This is a genomic window from Mucilaginibacter sp. P19 (assembly GCF_050632265.1).
Classification (GTDB): Bacteria; Bacteroidota; Bacteroidia; order Sphingobacteriales; family Sphingobacteriaceae; genus Mucilaginibacter; species Mucilaginibacter gossypii.
Map to the genome: position 1 here is coordinate 6,431,868 of NZ_CP192586.1, position 15,991 is coordinate 6,447,858.

At 40.5% G+C, this 15,991-nt stretch carries 18 protein-coding genes and 1 tRNA gene; 12 read left to right on the plus strand and 7 right to left on the minus strand.

Features of this window, described 5'->3' with window-relative positions; translation table 11 throughout:
• Positions 1-102: 102 nt before the first annotated feature.
• Positions 103-1,215: a TonB-dependent receptor gene (locus ACQ86K_RS31675; RefSeq protein ID WP_431199406.1), complete on the minus strand. Its 1,113-nt coding sequence runs from the start codon at positions 1,213-1,215 to the stop codon at positions 103-105.
• Positions 1,164-1,595 (minus strand): hypothetical protein, encoded by a 432-nt coding sequence (locus tag ACQ86K_RS31680; RefSeq protein WP_431199407.1) that lies wholly within the window; start codon positions 1,593-1,595, stop codon positions 1,164-1,166. The genes ACQ86K_RS31675 and ACQ86K_RS31680 overlap by 52 nt, the downstream gene beginning before the upstream one ends.
• 274 nt (positions 1,596-1,869) lie before the next feature.
• On the opposite strand from ACQ86K_RS31680, the gene ACQ86K_RS31685 reads away from it, so the two are divergent.
• The 6 genes from ACQ86K_RS31685 (at position 1,870) to ACQ86K_RS31710 (ending at position 4,391) form a co-directional block, all read left to right on the plus strand.
• Entirely contained in the window at positions 1,870-2,190 is a 321-nt protein-coding gene (locus ACQ86K_RS31685; protein WP_090532792.1) for an ArsR/SmtB family transcription factor, read from the plus strand.
• Between the two features lies 1 nt (position 2,191).
• A complete protein-coding gene (locus ACQ86K_RS31690; protein ID WP_256337543.1) occupies positions 2,192-2,518 on the plus strand; it encodes an SRPBCC family protein in 327 nt (108 codons plus the stop codon).
• Entirely contained in the window at positions 2,464-2,658 is a 195-nt protein-coding gene (locus ACQ86K_RS31695; RefSeq protein ID WP_256337544.1) for a hypothetical protein, read from the plus strand. Before ACQ86K_RS31690 ends, ACQ86K_RS31695 begins: the two co-directional genes overlap by 55 nt.
• Positions 2,659-2,666: 8 nt before the next feature.
• Positions 2,667-3,056: a DoxX family protein gene (locus ACQ86K_RS31700; RefSeq protein ID WP_256337545.1), complete on the plus strand. Its 390-nt coding sequence runs from the start codon at positions 2,667-2,669 to the stop codon at positions 3,054-3,056.
• A 9-nt stretch (positions 3,057-3,065) separates the two neighbouring features.
• A complete protein-coding gene (locus ACQ86K_RS31705) occupies positions 3,066-3,647 on the plus strand; it encodes a YdeI/OmpD-associated family protein (RefSeq protein ID WP_176844573.1) in 582 nt (193 codons plus the stop codon).
• Between the two features lie 192 nt (positions 3,648-3,839).
• Entirely contained in the window at positions 3,840-4,391 is a 552-nt protein-coding gene (locus tag ACQ86K_RS31710; RefSeq protein WP_091174907.1) for a DUF4256 domain-containing protein, read from the plus strand.
• Positions 4,392-4,447: 56 nt separating this feature from the next.
• Here ACQ86K_RS31710 and ACQ86K_RS31715 read toward each other — a convergent pair whose 3' ends face one another.
• From ACQ86K_RS31715 to ACQ86K_RS31725, 3 genes are all read right to left on the minus strand, one after another.
• Entirely contained in the window at positions 4,448-4,957 is a 510-nt protein-coding gene (locus ACQ86K_RS31715) for a DUF695 domain-containing protein (protein ID WP_091174909.1), read from the minus strand.
• A 293-nt stretch (positions 4,958-5,250) separates the two neighbouring features.
• A complete protein-coding gene (locus ACQ86K_RS31720; RefSeq protein ID WP_091174911.1) occupies positions 5,251-5,694 on the minus strand; it encodes a hypothetical protein in 444 nt (147 codons plus the stop codon).
• An 816-nt stretch (positions 5,695-6,510) separates the two neighbouring features.
• Positions 6,511-8,934: a TonB-dependent receptor gene (locus ACQ86K_RS31725; RefSeq protein ID WP_091174913.1), complete on the minus strand. Its 2,424-nt coding sequence runs from the start codon at positions 8,932-8,934 to the stop codon at positions 6,511-6,513.
• A 1,201-nt stretch (positions 8,935-10,135) separates the two neighbouring features.
• Here ACQ86K_RS31725 and ACQ86K_RS31730 point away from each other — a divergent pair.
• Together ACQ86K_RS31730 and ACQ86K_RS31735 are read left to right on the plus strand one after the other, a co-directional pair.
• Positions 10,136-10,651 (plus strand): polysaccharide deacetylase family protein, encoded by a 516-nt coding sequence (locus ACQ86K_RS31730; protein ID WP_431199408.1) that lies wholly within the window; start codon positions 10,136-10,138, stop codon positions 10,649-10,651.
• The gene (locus ACQ86K_RS31735) at positions 10,639-10,869 is read left to right on the plus strand and encodes a hypothetical protein (RefSeq protein ID WP_431199409.1); all 231 of its coding nucleotides are present in this window, start codon (positions 10,639-10,641) and stop codon (positions 10,867-10,869) included. The genes ACQ86K_RS31730 and ACQ86K_RS31735 overlap by 13 nt, the downstream gene beginning before the upstream one ends.
• 376 nt (positions 10,870-11,245) lie before the next feature.
• Here the strand turns inward: ACQ86K_RS31735 and ACQ86K_RS31740 are convergent.
• A tRNA-Pro gene (locus tag ACQ86K_RS31740) sits at positions 11,246-11,319 on the minus strand.
• Positions 11,320-11,693: 374 nt separating this feature from the next.
• Between ACQ86K_RS31740 and ACQ86K_RS31745 the strand changes: the two genes are divergently transcribed.
• From ACQ86K_RS31745 to ACQ86K_RS31755, 3 genes are all read left to right on the plus strand, one after another.
• Complete coding sequence (locus tag ACQ86K_RS31745; RefSeq protein ID WP_431199410.1) at positions 11,694-12,581, plus strand: hypothetical protein; 888 nt, start codon at positions 11,694-11,696, stop codon at positions 12,579-12,581.
• 121 nt (positions 12,582-12,702) lie between these two features.
• Positions 12,703-13,425, plus strand: a complete 723-nt coding sequence (locus ACQ86K_RS31750) for a SprT-like domain-containing protein (protein WP_431199411.1) — start codon at positions 12,703-12,705, stop codon at positions 13,423-13,425.
• 7 nt (positions 13,426-13,432) lie between these two features.
• On the plus strand, positions 13,433-13,912 hold the full coding sequence (locus tag ACQ86K_RS31755; protein ID WP_091174922.1) for a hypothetical protein: 480 nt from the start codon (positions 13,433-13,435) through the stop codon (positions 13,910-13,912).
• 408 nt (positions 13,913-14,320) lie between these two features.
• Here ACQ86K_RS31755 and ACQ86K_RS31760 read toward each other — a convergent pair whose 3' ends face one another.
• Positions 14,321-15,034: a hypothetical protein gene (locus ACQ86K_RS31760; protein ID WP_091174927.1), complete on the minus strand. Its 714-nt coding sequence runs from the start codon at positions 15,032-15,034 to the stop codon at positions 14,321-14,323.
• A gap of 488 nt (positions 15,035-15,522) precedes the next feature.
• On the opposite strand from ACQ86K_RS31760, the gene ACQ86K_RS31765 reads away from it, so the two are divergent.
• Entirely contained in the window at positions 15,523-15,855 is a 333-nt protein-coding gene (locus ACQ86K_RS31765; RefSeq protein WP_431199412.1) for a hypothetical protein, read from the plus strand.
• The last annotated feature ends 136 nt before the right edge of the window (positions 15,856-15,991 follow it).

Sequence of the window (15,991 nt, forward strand, 5' to 3'; positions counted from 1 at the left end):
TACATGAGTAAAGTGAAAAAAGGGGGCTGTGAAATAATTCACCAGCCCCTTTTATATAGAGCAAGCTCCGGGCCCTTGGCTTTTCGCCTTATGCTTTTAGCTTTAAGCTATATCTATTTCTGTACGATCACCATCCACCGGAGGCACATCAAGTGTTTTTACCGGTTCTAACCCGGAGGCATATCCAAACAGGCGGCGTTCTTTGATTATGGTAGCAACTTCGGGCGGCACAAACTCTTCCCAGCCATCGGCGCCCAGTTTTATCAGCTCAAGCACATTGTCGGTTTCAACGTTGAGGTTGTTTTCGTTATAATGCCTGATGTCTTCTATCTTATTGTTGGCTATCAGGTAGCGGTACAGGTCAATCAGGTGTGGCGGAAGGTAAAAACGCAGGCAATTCCAGATCACGCCATCGCGCAGGGTAGGATATATAAACAATTTTACCTTACGACTGAACAACGTAGCGAACGATTCCAAAATGCCGCCCGGCAAATCTTTATAATGTTCTTCCGAGAAAATGTACTCCAGGTTAGGGAAACCAAGTACCACGCCCATTTTAAGTTTGGTGATCTTTGAAAGATAGGCCACCAATTTATAATACTCGTGAAAATTAGAGATCATCACCGTTTGGCCCAGTGAGCCGAGGATGTCTACACGGTCGAGAAAGTCCTTCTCGTCTATATCGGCATTGATATCGGCGTTACGTTCTTTCAGGGCCTGGAGGGTAAGCTCGGTAACAACAACAACGTTTTCCTTATCAACATCCGATTCCTGTAAAAACTGTTTAACACCGGTGTTCAGCATATCCATATGTACGTTGATAACCGGGCGGAAACGGCCGCGCACCATTACGATATGCTTTTTGTATAAAACTTCGGATGGTTGCAGGTTTTTACCATCGGGCCCAAACAGCGCCGCATCCGAAAAGCCGTATTTTACCAGGTGAAGGCTCATGAGCCGGTTATCAACTTTGGTAAAGTTTGGTCCTTCAAAGCGGATCATGTCTATCTGGATCCTGTCGCGCGAGAGGTTATCCATCAGCGAAAGCAGGAATACCGGTGGAATCTCATTATAATAAAAGCAGGCATACATCAGGTTTACACCTAATATCCCCACAGCTTGCTGTTGCAGGTTATTATCGTTATCCAGCAGCTTAACATGGATCACCACATCATTGTACTGCCCGTTCGGCTCAAGCTGAAAGCGTACGCCCATCCAACCGTGGCCTTCATTTGTTTTGTTGTAATTGAGGGCCGATATGGTATCCGCGAAAGCAAAAAAGTTGAAGTGTCACCACGCTGCGTACCAAGGCGTTCAATGATCAGGCCATATTCATGACCAAGCATGGCCATCAGCCGCGGTTCGCTTACATAACGGCGGGTTTGTTGTACCCCATAAATGGCATCTGAAAAAAGCATGTCATAGGCCGACATGGTTTTGGCTATGGTACCGGATGATGCCCCGGCTTTAAAAAAGTTTGCTGCTACGTCCTGTCCGGCACCTATTTCGGCAAATGAGCCATAAATTTCGGGGTTAAGATTAATGGCCAGCGCTTTTTGTTTGGTCCCAATATCTTTATTGTGAATGGCATTCATACCCATTAAATTATTATAGTTTACTGTTACCAGTAGTATAACCTTGCTAAGAAGGTATAAAATTACACTTTTTTAAGCGAAGGCGTGTTAAGAATGTATTACAAAATAAGCAATCGGCTCGTTTTATTACGTTCAGAAAATAAATTAATGTGTTTTTGACAGATATTCAGGCTTGATACTCAGGGCCATCAGATAAAGGTTCAAGTAAAAAAATAAAACAAAAACTTGCGTAGTTAAATGGCTACATTTATATTTGTAGTCAAATAGCTACATGATGAATTTAAGACGAGATGTATTTCAAGCCATAGCCGACCCAACCCGAAGGGCCATCCTTTTACTAGTTGCCACACAAGCGATGACTGCTGGTGTAATTGCGTCAAACTTTGACACCGCCCGGCCCACCGTTTCCAAACACCTGCAAATACTTACCGAGTGCGAGCTGCTTAAACAGGAGCAAAACGGCAGGGAGATTTACTATCATATCAATGCAGAAAAAATGAAAGATGTGGCCGACTTCATCGAACCGTTCCGCGCAATGTGGGAAGACAGGTTCAACAAATTAGAAACTATTATGAAAAATTATAAAGGCAAATAACATGGAACAAAAAACAAAAATAGACGCTGAAAACGGCAAACAGGATTTAACCATTACAAGAGTGTTTGACTTACCGGTGGAACTGCTTTTTAAAGCCTACATGGAGCCCGAAATTGTTGAGCAATGGATGGGAACAAAAGTGCTGAAGCTTGAAAATAAAAAGCACGGCAGCTGGCAATTTGAAACAAAAGATCCGCATGGGAATGTAGTGTTCAAAGCCAACGGAACAATTCATGAGTTTATCCCCGGCAAAAGATCACCCGTACGTTTGAAATGGATAACGCGCCTTTTGATGTACAACTCGAGTTCCTGGAGTTTGAAAAACTAACTGACGATACCAGCAAGCTCAATATGCATGTGGTTTACCGAACGCCCGAACTGAGGGACCAAATGCTTAAGCTGCCTTTTGCCTATGGTATAAATATGGCCCATAACCGCCTGCAGGAAGTAGTAAACAAATTGAAATAACACATATCATGAAACGGAATAAAATTATCTATTGGATAGCTACCATCTGGCTTGCTTTAGGGATGATATCAACAGGAATGGTACAGTTATTAAAAGCGAAGGCCGGGGCAGGAGGGGCCGACAGTTTGACGCATTTAGGCTATCCGGGTTATGTTTTAACTATATTGGGCACCTGGAAAGTTTTGGGTGTTATAGCAGTATTGATTCCTAAATTTCCGGTGGTAAAGGAATGGGCGTACGCGGGTTTTTTCTTTGCTATGTCGGGCGCGATTTTTTCGCATATCGCAGCGGGGAATGCTATAGCTGAGATATTTCCCGCGCTGCTATTACTGGTACTTACTGTAATATCATGGTATTTCAGACCTGCCGAAAGAAAAGTAATTTCGGGAAACCAATAAATGAACGATATGAACCCCAAAGTTGATTTTTATTTTAATAAAGCCGGGAAGTGGCAGGAAGAAGTAGAGCAATTAAGATCGATTGTTCTTGATTGCGGATTGACCGAAGAATTAAAATGGGGCTGTCCCTGTTATACCTTTCGGGAAAGCAACATCGTTTTGATCCATGTATTTAAAGAATATTGCGCGCTTTTATTTTTCAAGGGAGCTTTATTAAGTGATACCCATAACATCCTTATTCAGCAAACCGAAAACGTACAAGCTGCGCGGCAAATCAGGTTTACCAATGCCGGTGAAATAGCCGGGCAAAGGAGTATCCTGAAAGCGTATATTTATGAAGCCATTGAGGTGGAAAAGGCAGGACTAAAAGTAAATTTAAAGCAGACGAAAGATTTTGCGGTCGCTCAGGAGTTTCAACAAAAATTAAATACCATACCCGCCCTTAAAATCGCATTTGAAGCATTAACACCCGGACGGCAAAAAGCGTATCTGCTTCATTTTTCCCAACCCAAACAAGCCTCAACCCGCGAGGCAAGAGTTGAAAAATGGATGCCGCAAATCCTTAACGGTAAAGGATTGAATGATTTGTAATACAGCCCGTTTTTAAGAATAAAAAGCGGAGGCCTGTGCGATTCCCCTCTCGAGAGGGGTGTAGGGGTGTGTTGCTGCTTTGAAAAGGCAATCGCATACACACCCCTGCCACCGCGCTGTCCTACGCGCCCCCTCTCAAGAGGGGAATTGAAAAATTACCTAAAAACCAATAAACCATAACCTGCAATAAATATGAAGCTATCACCAGAACAACAGAAAGAACTTATCGGCATACTAAAAACCCGTTTTGAGAAAAACATGAATCGCCACACCGGCATAGAATGGGCCGGGGTACAGGCAAAGCTGGAAGCCGATACCGAAAAACTATTGCCACTTAATGAAATGGAAATAACCGGCGGAGAACCCGATGTTGTTGCTTACGATAAAAATACGGACGAATATATTTTTTTCGACTGTGCTGCAGAAAGCCCCAAAGGCCGCAGAAGTGTTTGCTACGATCATGAAGCGCTGGAAGCCAGAAAAGAACACAAGCCCGGAAACAGCGCTGTTGAAATGGCGAAGGATATGGGCATTGAACTTTTAAATGAAGAACAATACCGCGAATTGCAAAAGCTTGGAACGTTTGATACCAAAACCTCAAGCTGGATCAAAACACCGGCCGATATTAGGGAGCTCGGCGGAGCCATTTTTGCCGATTTTCGTTATGGCACCATATTTATTTACCATAATGGGGCGGAGTCATATTATGCTGCCCGGGGGTTTAGAGGGGCGTTGAGGGTTTGAGTTTTTCTTTTGCACTGTCGCTTGAGTTGGGAACTCAAATATAAGAGGTCATGTACTTACTCTAAAAACGGTTTAACCTCTACCCATTCTTTATCCTGTTTTATTTCAAATGAAAACTCTCGCTTTACATCGGGCGCTTTTGTTTTTTTCTGAAGATATTCGTTTGCTTTCTCGGGATGATCAATATAAGCATAAACATCTAAGAAGGAATCGTTATAGACATGGCCAATGTAATGCAGGGTTACTACTTTACCCGTTTCATTGATTAATTCGTCCTCAAGCGTATTAGCAACGTCTATTTCTGACTCAAGCGGTAGCCCATTTTTCATAACACTATCATGCTTAAGCGCAACGTGAATTTGCAGGCACCACGGATAGCTTTTCTTTTCGCCGTAATTTTTATAGGCGGTGTTAACAGATCCAACAACAGGCCTCCCGTCTGGTAATTTTGCTTCAATAACTGAAAAACTTTCGGGAGGAAAAATGGTATGCTTGTTCTGGGCCTTACAACCCAATATTAGTAATTGTAGTAAAATAACTATGATAAGGCGAAAGTAACGTAGCATGGATAAGGTTAGTATTATGCGATGCTAAAATAGATATTCAATGTGGCTAAAACAAGTGGTATTGAGTTCCCGACGCATTATATGGTTTAAGTTCACTGGTTGAATTTATGGTATAGTAAGGCTTTATTTTTATCTGGCGGAATCTCCGGGTAATGCTTCAGATTTCAAGCAGGATGCTTACTTTATTGGGGGACGAAGTTACGCTGGCGCTAAACTTCGACCAGTAGGGTGCTTTGAGGGTTTGAGCGCATTAGCCATAATGGATGCCGGCGGGATCTAATGATTGGCCTTATCTATATCTTATATTTTAATCTTCCGGTGTTAAAATCAGAAGGGCGGGTAGGTGTAAATAAAGTAAATTGCCGTGATTTAACATTTGGATTAAAAAGGTTTTCGCCCAGGTTTTTTACGTCTTGTTCTGTAAGCATATTGGGTTTGCCTTCCCATTGCCGGCAGCGCCGGTTTTTAAAATCAATATGAAAGCTACCCAAATAATAGTTTTCAAAATTCTGACCTAAATTAAGTATATAATCATCTGTTTTAAACTGGTGCCTCATCGGCTCAAGAGCCAAAGTTGCTTTATAAGCATCGTCATTTAAATCTTTATAAAAATAAAGTTTCTCAATAGTTCCAGACTTAAGATTGGGCGGCTCTTCCGATTGTAATAAAAAAGGACTTATATAAATTTCTTGTTCCCCTATTTCTGTTTCAATAGTGATAGTTGAAGAATTGAGCATTTAGTTAGATGTTAATAGTTTAATCCTAATATAACAGTTTTGATGAGTACAATCAATACCATGCTGTTTACAAGAGCATTGCCAGCGTACATCCTTCAACATCCAATGAAATCTTTCCTCAGCTTTTTCTTCAAAAAATACGGGTTGTAAATCCCGAACTACAATTTTATACCTTTTTGGTTGCGCTTATTTGTATTTCAATTGCCTGTTATTTTTTCATTGAAATTCCAGCAAAAGATTGGATAAAAGGCTGGAAAGACCGGAAACGTTTAAAATTACAACCAGTAGATGATTCCGTAAATTTCTAATTATCAATTACGGCATATAAGCATTTGTTTAAATAAAAAAAGCATATCCAAACAGTAAAACTACTGTGCAGATATGCTTTTTTGTTGTTTTCAAGTCGGGATGAGGAGACGATTACCCCGGCATTTATATCTATGATATTCAGGACGGGCGCCGTATAGGGCACATATATTGCGCTTCGGTTTGATGGCCTTTGATACTTATTTATGCTATAGTTGATAATCAATGAACTTGTTATAAAACATAATGAATGTCTGTTACAAATAAAAGATCTTGTAGTTATGGCTCCTCTAAAGACGAACAAATCCGCCCGCTTGTATAGCCTTTACTTTTTATCCCGGCGGTGGGCTAAACTCGCGAAATTGGTGAATAGGAAAAGAACAATGGCGCCCTGCCGGTCTAAACTATGTGGTTCGCATTTTAGCAATCTTGCAAGCAGGCATACGAACTATTGGTCGGCGGAGATAGGTTGGACATCGATTGTTCAAAAACAGGATTGATATCCTGCTGTCAGAATTTAGCACCTAATGTAACATAACATGATCTTCCGTCGCCGGGTAATATACCATTGCCAAGGTAAACGAGCGTTTCTGTTCGGCGGGTAAAGTATTTATTATCTGTCAGATTATTGATACCGATCCTGATGTTGTACTTGTCGGAAAACTTATAGCCCAGGGCAAAATCGGCCACGTGATATCGTGGGACATAGCCTATATTGGGACTTGTTTTGGTAGCAGCTGTATTATTCGCATCTGACCATGATCCGCCAACGTATGAATAATAAAAGGTAGCGGAGAGGTTATGTACAGAGCCATTTATGCCCGAGCGGCTAACAAATTGAGGAACGTCTTCCAACGTTTTTCCAGTCAGATTAACCACGCCTGCTTTGCCATTCAAATACCTGGCGTGATTATAAGCGTAAGAAGAAAATATGGAAAGATCACTGTTAGTGTCCTCGGTATTGAAATTAAGCAGGTGAACCTCAACAAAAGCTTCCACTCCCTTGGTGAGCGCATTGCCGGCATTGGTGGTGTAGGTGTAGGGTTTTCCGTTGCCATCAGTCAGCGTTATATTTCCTATCCTGTTGTTATACTTCAGTTCAAATACGCTTAGATCAAAGTTCAATATCTTTTTAACCCCTCCCCGAACGCCAATATCTGCATTATGGCCGCTCGCGTCTTTCAAATTCGGGTCGATCACCGCTGTGCTCGACCCGATGATAAGATTTGCATAAAGGATGGGCCTGTATGCCTGCGAGTAATTGCCATAAATATTAATGCTTTCAGTGATCTTATACTGCGCACCGATTCCACCCAGCACGATGTTCCTGGAGGTTGAAAGCGATACGGGGTTGAAATTTTTGTATACTTTATATTCCGTTCCGTTTAAAGTTGATTTGAGGTTATCATACCTGATGCCGGGGGTAACGGATAGCCTATCGGTGATGCGGAAAAGGTTTTCAAGAAACGCGCCGTAGTTTATTGTTTTAAAGAGCAGGGCAATACCGTAATTGCCGGTTTGGGTAAGGTCAAAATTAGTTCCTGTACTTCCCTCTCCGTTTTGTTTTCTGTTTGTAGCAGCGTTGGAATATTTTAAGCCGCCCGATAGGGCACTCTCATGGCCTAACAGATCGTATTTTTTTATCATTCGTGCATCAACAGTATAGCTGTTGTAAAAGTCCCTGTTTATCTCTCTTGGCGCGTAGGAGCCTGTAGCTTTGCTGATGGTATCTGCATTGGTGGCTAAGCCCGGGCTGGCAATAACCATGTTTCTTTGCCCAAAAAAAGTATAGGCTTTTACATTCAATAGTGTTTTATTATTGATGGCGTAATTAAAAAGTAAAGCGGGGAGGTTGATTATCGGGTTAAAATAATTTCTGCTCCTGGTTGATTGGCGCGGATCGGCAGCAAACATCGCGTCGGTAAGCCCGCCAGCAAATTTCTGCATATAGTTTTCTCTTGAGTATTCAAGGCCAATATCAATTTTAGCTGTTGGCTTATAGTGCAAACTTGCATAAGCATTCAGGAAATTATAGTTGGAGTTAAGGCGCCATCCATCGCTGCTACGGTAATTAAAGAAAGCATAAAAAGTGAGCTTGCCTTTTTTTCCACCTACCGAAGCAAAGGAATTTGAGGTATTGAACGAGCCGTACGTTTGTTCGGTTTCAATGCTTAATGACTTCGTGGTATCGGGTTGTTTAATTACATAATTGAGCATCCCTCCAAACTGAGGGCCATATTGAAGAGCGGCTGATCCCCTGATGAGCTCAATTTGCTGTACGGCTTCCAACGGCGGGTTATACATGGCCTCGGGATAACCATACAGATCGTTATTAACATTGTAGCCATTCTGGTTCACATTGAACTCCCATGATCTGTGCGGACTTAATCCTCTTGCCGCTACACTGGTTTGAGTGCCAGAACCATCCAACTCCCACGACGTGATACCCGGTACTTTTGCAAACACATCGCGGGCTTTATTTTGTGCGATATCTGCATTGACGCTGTCAACCAAAACAACTTCATTTTTTTTGCCCGAATAAATATTTGTTCCGCCGATCTCGGGTAACGCTTTGATGCTTCCTACGCCTCTTTCGCCTTGTACTTCAACAGCAGATATCTTAATAACGCCGGCCTGAAGCGTATAGGAAAATTCAGTAGTGTCATTGTTTTTTACGAGTATATGCTGTTTAACAGATTTATAGCCGATGTGCGAAATAATGACCTGGTAGTTTCCGGCAGGAATATTATTGATGCTGTATTGGCCTTTATTATTTGTGGTGGCGCTGAAATTTGTTTTGTAAAGAATAATATTCACCAGCTCCAACGGGGCTTTTGAATTGTCGGTGATGCTACCTTTAATATTGCCGGTTGATTGGGAAAAAGCCTGGGTAAGCATTAAGAAAAGGAGAAAGGTAAGGAAAGCTTTTTTCATAGAATGATCGCGTTTTTTGACATGTCGGTTTGTTTTCGACCATCGTTGTGTTTTTAAAAATATAACGCTAAGCTATAAAAAAGATCTTTTTTTATTTTTATTTAAATAAAACATGCCTGATTGAATTGCTCATAAAAGAATTGCATTTAGGAAATTTCGCCCCGGTCTGCGGCTTAATCTATAAAATGCACCCGTCCTGAAGATAACACCCAAAGGTTTTGTTTAAACTTAGTTGCAGGAACATTCAGGAGAAAATGTTGTATATCTAATATAAAATCGTTTCTGATTTCGGTAAATTAAAGCTAATCGATAAGTGAATAATAAGTATATGGCAAAGGCAATTTGATCTCAAGTAATAATATCTACAGTGCGTACTGGTCTGAATTTGCTTGAATTGATATAGCAAGTATCAACAATTATTGATGCTAGTTATCAAACTGACTTACGAGCTTTTCTAATATAAAATACGACCCCAATAAGTGTGCATATTACTATAAGTGTTTGCATAATCATTGTAATTAATTAATATTTTTTGAAATATTTCTTTCCTGTTATTACGGTAAAGATTTTTACCTATTTTAAAGGTGATATATGTAATAATCATGTATAAAGGAACTAACAGATAAAAGCCCTTTTTATAGGTAATTACGACTAATAATGTGGAGGCAAGGTGGCCGAGAAATGAAGTATTACCTTTCATTTGGAAATATGACCCAACTTTAATTGGAAAAAGTGTTGACCATATTAGGAAAAAGCTCATTAAAATAGATAGAGATGTTAGGTAAAAGACGATACAGAAGATGATATTGTTCGGGTTGCTTAAAATAACAATCGGCATCGTAACCACCAAATCCAACGCAATTGGGATAGAGATTACCCGAATCATAGTTTTTATTAAGTTAGAATATTCACCAGTTCGAATATCGTAATTTATAAGTACACCTTTCCAAAATTCTTAAGAATTATTGAATATATAGGTGAAAATTATTAATGGTGATACGAATAGCCAGTAGACTACCGGTATTTCAATTAATACTCTTCCTTTGAAGTTAACAAAGTAGAAGTTTATTGAAACGACTATTGTTTTAAGTACGACACCTACAATCAATGGTATAAGAGCTTTTTTGTTGTTTAAAATTAACTTAAGCTCTAACCATAATTAACTTTTGCATCCGTCAAAACGAAGTTTATTTTTACATTCTTGAAAAAATTAAGCGCCCTACTTTCCCTATTAGTATGCTGCCTTTGCGGATTTGCCCAAAGACAAATCCCGATCCTTTGTTATCACCAGATCCGGGATTTTAAAGCTAAAGACAGCCGGACGGATAAGCAGTACATTATCCCGCCTGCCGTTTTTAAAGCGCAAATGAAAATGCTGGCGGACAGTGGTTATCAGACGGTTTTACCGGATGGGCTATTATCTGGTAAGCTGCTGCCTGCCAAACCCATTATGCTGACTTTTGATGATACCAATGCCGACCAGTTCAAAAACGGATTGCCGGTGCTGGAATCTTACGGCTTTAAGGGAGTATTCTTTATCATTACCGGGAAGATCGGCACGCATCCCTGGTTCATGAATGCCGCGCAGATTAAACAGCTTTCAGCTGAAGGGCATGTAATCGGCTGCCATACCCAAAGCCATACGGACTTCAGGCATTTGAAGCCTGTGGAATTTGAGCCGCAGATCGCAGCTTCGAAAAAAATTTGGAAGACATAACCGGAAAAGTTGTGGATTATTTCGCTTTTCCTTTCGGTTACTGGAATAGTAAAGGCTTGCCCGAGCTAAAAAAGATAGGGTTTAAAGCGGCTTTTCAGCTGGATGCGCCACGTGACAAAACTTATCCGAACCTGACTATGCGGCGGATCATTGCCAGTGGATTATGGACATCTCGCGATCTTTTTAGAAATATAAAAAGCGGCTTTACGGGCCGCTAAGTTTTACTATAGGACATAAATCAGATAGTTAGGAAAGTTAATTTTGGCTGTCTTTCGCATCTTTCTTTCCTTTACCCGTCTCTCCAGTTTTTGCAACAGTCGTTTTCTTCACTACATCCCCTACTGGTCGAAGTTTAGCGAAAGCATAACTTCGTCCTAAAATAAAGCAAGCATCATGCTTGTGAAGCATTACAATCCCGGACAGAAACGATCATCGGGATTTTTGTGTAAACGGGCAGGCAAACCTATTTCATAACATAATCTGTTATGGCAGTAATACTAATATCAAGGTCTATAAGAAGGTCAACAATCAAAAAAGAGCATATTCAATCAGTAAAAAACTGCTCAAATATGCTCTTTAAAGCTTGTGTTCAAGTCGGGATGGCGGGATTCGAACCCACGACCTCCAGCACCCCATGCTGGCGCGATACCGGGCTACGCTACATCCCGAAATAAATGTATGGCCGGGCTGCAAATATAATTGTTGGCGGGATATTTCAAAATGTAAATGTGGCTTTTAAAGCTATCTTGGCGGCAACTGCGGATTTAAAGGTTTTCTGTCTTAATAAGATTATGGTTTCAGGAGAAAAAAGTCCAATAAGATCATTTCATTTTAAGTAGTCCCGCTATTACTTAATAAGCGCTATCTGATTCGCTGTTACATTCACGGACTCCACGATAATTGACTTTCTAATATCTCGGGTTCAGTTATTTTCCCTTAGGCTTATAAATGAAATATTTTATAGTAATAGGTAATATTTTCTTTACGTACTATAAACTTTAAATATAATTTCAATATTTGTTCAAAGCCTGAACCGCGTAATATGAAATACCTTAAACTTAAATCTTTTCCTAAAGTCTTGTACCCAATCGCTATTGTTTCTGCGATTATTCTATCCGTAAATAGTTGTAAAAAAGACCGCCATGAAGATTCCACCGTTCAAATAAGCGACCCGGCGATTGTTCGGGCTAAGGCCTGGTATGAAAATGCATTCCCGGCGAATAGCAAAATGGGAGTTCAGTCAATACAAGATAGTGCGGACATTAGTCAGCTAATAAGACCAGTATGGCAGAATGGGAGTACGTACCTGCGTACAGGGCAGCAAGTCCTCGAAATCCCGATTGATCCGAGTGTACAGTACCATGCTGAACTAAAAAACATGAATTCCGGAAAGGCCACCGAGCAGTTCCAAAGCCACAGCTCCTTCTTATTATTAAAAAACGGAGAAAGCTACGATGCTTATGTGATGACTGTGATCGCAGACCCAGCTTATTTAAAGAATGACCTGAGCAAACTTGACAGGAACAGATATAACAAGCGCGACAGTGATTTTTCCGGAACAGTTTTATACAGTACCCCAAAAGGTAAATTTATAAGCGGTTGGTTTTATAAGAATGGCCGAATCCTCAAAGCGATGTCAACCACTTCTGGTCCATTATCTCAAAAGGGTAGCCAGGCTGTTCAAAGCTTACAAACTAATAAATTACAACAGGATTGTACTGATTGGTATCAGATATCGGAGGTAAACGGAGAGGTTGTAGACGTTAAATATTTAGGAGCGACTTGTGATTGGGTAGATGGTGGCGGGGATGGGGGGCACCATCAGGTTCCACAGGAAGTGGTAGCGCTGGTGGCAGCAATCCACCAAGCCAGCCTTGCCCAGGAACGAATGCTACCAAATTACAAGTGCAATCGACAGGTGATCGTTTAATCCTTGATAAAAATGTACAGCAGCCTCCTGGCGATGGCGATGGAACTTTCCCCCGCCAACATATCCCCCGGATCCACCGGCTTCGCCATGTGTAGTACCACCGCCACCGGTGCTTTTTACAGTGAGAACTGACAGCCTTGCGAAGTATTTCCCATGTGCTACTAAATTGATTATTGATCAACTGGCAAGTATCGGCGTATATACCAATCTGGTGTCTCCATTTATAACATCGCAAAGACCTGATCTGGTTTGGCAAAACGCTAACCTTGATTGGGCCGTTTCTAAGCCCAATAGCACTGAGTTAACCTATAAACTTGGGCAAACCCAGCCTCAGTCTTCCGGTATCGGTCAAAGCGCGACCATCACATTAAATACAAAGATGCTTCAAAATAGTTCGAGGTTATTGATTGCTGCAACAATTATACATGAAACTATGCATGCTTATATCAACTACGGACTATCGACTGCCCAAGATAATGCGTCCCAGGGATATACCGATTTCACAAACAACAACTGGCTTTTATCTATAGATCAATGGTGTACGCTGGATGGTTTGCCTGCCAATTACAGCAACCATCTGGTCATGCTGACCAATTATTTTGACCAAGCGGTCGGCGCCTTGAAAACATGGGATAAATCAGCCCATACGGACGCAGAATATGCCAGCGCAATGTTATATGGATTAAATACTTCCGATCCATCAGCAACAGCGACGGAAACAGCTACTTTACAACAGGCGTATAATGCTATTAAAACAAAATACTCGCTAACAGATGCGCAGTTAAATAATTTTTATAACAGTTCTTTGAACTCAAATGATAAATTACCCGGAAATTGCAACTAATTAGTTTATGAAATACTTTTTGATCGTAATACTTTGGCTTAACATTTATAGCGCTTCGGCTCAAAAGGTAGCCAACAATATCGACACGGTTTATTATTTGCTGGATACTGCTAATACAATGCCGAAAGATAGGATGTGGGATGTTGGGATAGAATCACAGTACAAATACTTTACCGTAAAATGCCCATGTCTCAAATACAATAGCGAACCAACTTTTGTATATAATTTAAAGGATTCTGGCCAGAGTGTTAGTAATGCTTCACTATCAAAGATCAAGATGGTCAGTCTTCCCACGCTGATCGATTTTGCGAAAAAAACAACAGATCTCACTGCTCAAACGCTTTATGTATTCTATATAATAGAGATAGGGAAGGACAATGAGTACATTGTGCACAAAACAAGATTGTTAACTCCGCGAAAAAGAGAGGCCAGTGTAGATTTTGAAAATGTAACACCAACGCCGGATAAAAAACGCAGAAATAAATAATGATGTTTTAGTGATAATGACATGAAGCTGCAAATTATAACTACAGCGGTTAAAAGAATTAATAAGGCGCTGAACAACATTCAAAAGACTTAGCGCTTTAAACGGATTGAAGTGTAAGTGCCAGGCTGATTAAGCCGGTTACTTAACGGGCTAATCCCTCCCAATAAACTGACAGGATCTTGTCAGTGTTCAATTTTTGAAAACCGGGTGTTCAATGTTTGGAAATGAAAATTTGTAACTTGTTGATTATCAGCGCTTGTTTGTTCAGGTCGGCTTTTAAAGCATTTTAGCGAAAACGCAAGTGTCTGACAACCAGCAATGTTTTTTTATGGAAAGAAGGCGGGCGTTCACACTTTTAAAAATTGAACACTTGCAGATCCGCCCGGAAACGGAATCTGTAAAGCACAATCACCTCTTCATCAGTGGCTCGGTATGGGTAATTGAAAATTTCCCGGATAGTTTTAGGGGTGTTTCGTGCTCGTTATAATACACCCTGCCCGCTGCCTTTATTTCTTTTGACTGGCTACCATTTAATGGATGAACGAGGCAGGTGATTGAGAAGTCGGCACCGGTTTTAAATGATTTTTCAACAGCATCCATAAGTGCCGTCTGGTACCGGGGATCAACAATATGGATAGCCTCATTTAAAACGGGCTTTGTATTTTCCGGAAAGCCGAAGAGCTTTAAGCCATATTCGGAAAGCGTAATCTCTTTGCTGCTGAAATCCAGCGACCAATCCCAAAGGGTATGATCGTAGGCCATTGTTAATTCAACACTATCCAATATTTCCGATAACTGGCCATTAAGTCTTTCCGATTTCATGTACGAAAGCTCCAATTTTTCGCCCAAAGCCAAAAGCTCGTTTCTTAGTGTAGCTGTTTCATTATTTAAAGCGGCGTTTGTTTTGAGCCCGGTGCTATCTGCCGTCGTCAGCGCAGACTCGTCTTTTTCGTCAGGTAAGTCCCCAACTGGCTGCAGCTTATAACTTTTCTTTCGACGGGTTAACAAAATGTTAATATATAAAAGGCAAAGTATAGTGGCATAAAATAAAATATTTTGCCAAACGCCACCTACACTAAAGTAGTCCAATATGGATTTATTGAGTTGGATCGGAATGGTCATGATAGGGCTGTGGCTAAATTGATGCAAGGTAATAATTAACTATACGCTTAACAATCCGTGAAAACACCCTTTTTTATGGTAATTTATATTGCGGCAATTAACCCGGGGTTAATTTAATGTAGAAATTTAAAATAAATAATCGTACTTGTTATTTGTGGCCCAAATCCTACGTTTGTTCCCCGAAAGTCGAAATTTTTGTTCCGCTATTTTAGGAGAGGGTTTTCTGCTGTTGCAGATATAATTTTTGGATAAAAAAACAGTTCTATATTTTAATGTAAACCTTTTAAATTAAATGGCGTGGCCTTTAAATCAGTGTTGTTTTCAAATCTGCAAGTATGGAAGCGCAACGGCTGTATGTAAAAAAGCATTTTCCGGGTTATCACGATTATAATTGCGGTGTTAAATAATAATCGGATACCGTTTACGAACCCGGGTAGCCTTGTTATTTTATTGACTGCTATGTATCTTGTTAGCGCGCTTAATAAATTATGAACAGGTCATTTATATACAGTTTAAAAGTTTGGTTGCTGATGGTAATCATTGCGCCATTGCTCCACCTTGTGCTGTCATGGTTTATTATCGAAAATCCTGAAATAAGCCTTATTGCAGAGATCCAAAAAGACTACATCATTTTTGCAGATATGGTTCTGCTGCTTACTATTCCTTTCGCCTTTGTATTTTGGGGGGCAGTATACTCTTTATCAAAAAAGAGAGAGCCGTTTTATGTAAAACAGGTTTTAACCATAGCTATATTGATAATTACTATGCTCCCGTTTTTTGAATTACTTTTTGAAAAAAGGTTTCGGCTGTATCTTCTATAGCAGTAATTATATTTCCATATTCAATTACGGGAATAGCCGGTATTTGGCTGCATAAGCTGGAATCCCCGGAGCCTGAGGAAGAAACAGTTGAGGAGCAGGAATAAGATTTTCCCAATTTTGCCCATTATCATTGTTT

Excerpts from the sequence above, each read along its gene's own strand:
- ACQ86K_RS31695 (WP_256337544.1), top strand. The coding sequence starts at position 2,464 with ATGGATAACGCGCCTTTTGATGTACAACTCGAGTTCCTGGAGTTTGAA.
- ACQ86K_RS31685 (WP_090532792.1), top strand. The coding sequence starts at position 1,870 with ATGAATTTAAGACGAGATGTATTTCAAGCCATAGCCGACCCAACCCGA.
- ACQ86K_RS31725 (WP_091174913.1), bottom strand. The coding sequence starts at position 8,934 with ATGAAAAAAGCTTTCCTTACCTTTCTCCTTTTCTTAATGCTTACCCAG.
- ACQ86K_RS31700 (WP_256337545.1), top strand. The coding sequence starts at position 2,667 with ATGAAACGGAATAAAATTATCTATTGGATAGCTACCATCTGGCTTGCT.
- ACQ86K_RS31715 (WP_091174909.1), bottom strand. The coding sequence starts at position 4,957 with ATGCTACGTTACTTTCGCCTTATCATAGTTATTTTACTACAATTACTA.
- ACQ86K_RS31690 (WP_256337543.1), top strand. The coding sequence starts at position 2,192 with ATGGAACAAAAAACAAAAATAGACGCTGAAAACGGCAAACAGGATTTA.
- ACQ86K_RS31760 (WP_091174927.1), bottom strand. The coding sequence starts at position 15,034 with ATGACCATTCCGATCCAACTCAATAAATCCATATTGGACTACTTTAGT.
- ACQ86K_RS31675 (WP_431199406.1), bottom strand. The coding sequence starts at position 1,215 with ATGGGCGTACGCTTTCAGCTTGAGCCGAACGGGCAGTACAATGATGTG.
- ACQ86K_RS31755 (WP_091174922.1), top strand. The coding sequence starts at position 13,433 with ATGAAATACTTTTTGATCGTAATACTTTGGCTTAACATTTATAGCGCT.
- ACQ86K_RS31745 (WP_431199410.1), top strand. The coding sequence starts at position 11,694 with ATGAAATACCTTAAACTTAAATCTTTTCCTAAAGTCTTGTACCCAATC.
- ACQ86K_RS31710 (WP_091174907.1), top strand. The coding sequence starts at position 3,840 with ATGAAGCTATCACCAGAACAACAGAAAGAACTTATCGGCATACTAAAA.
- ACQ86K_RS31720 (WP_091174911.1), bottom strand. The coding sequence starts at position 5,694 with ATGCTCAATTCTTCAACTATCACTATTGAAACAGAAATAGGGGAACAA.
- ACQ86K_RS31705 (WP_176844573.1), top strand. The coding sequence starts at position 3,066 with ATGAACCCCAAAGTTGATTTTTATTTTAATAAAGCCGGGAAGTGGCAG.
- ACQ86K_RS31765 (WP_431199412.1), top strand. The coding sequence starts at position 15,523 with ATGAACAGGTCATTTATATACAGTTTAAAAGTTTGGTTGCTGATGGTA.
- ACQ86K_RS31680 (WP_431199407.1), bottom strand. The coding sequence starts at position 1,595 with ATGAATGCCATTCACAATAAAGATATTGGGACCAAACAAAAAGCGCTG.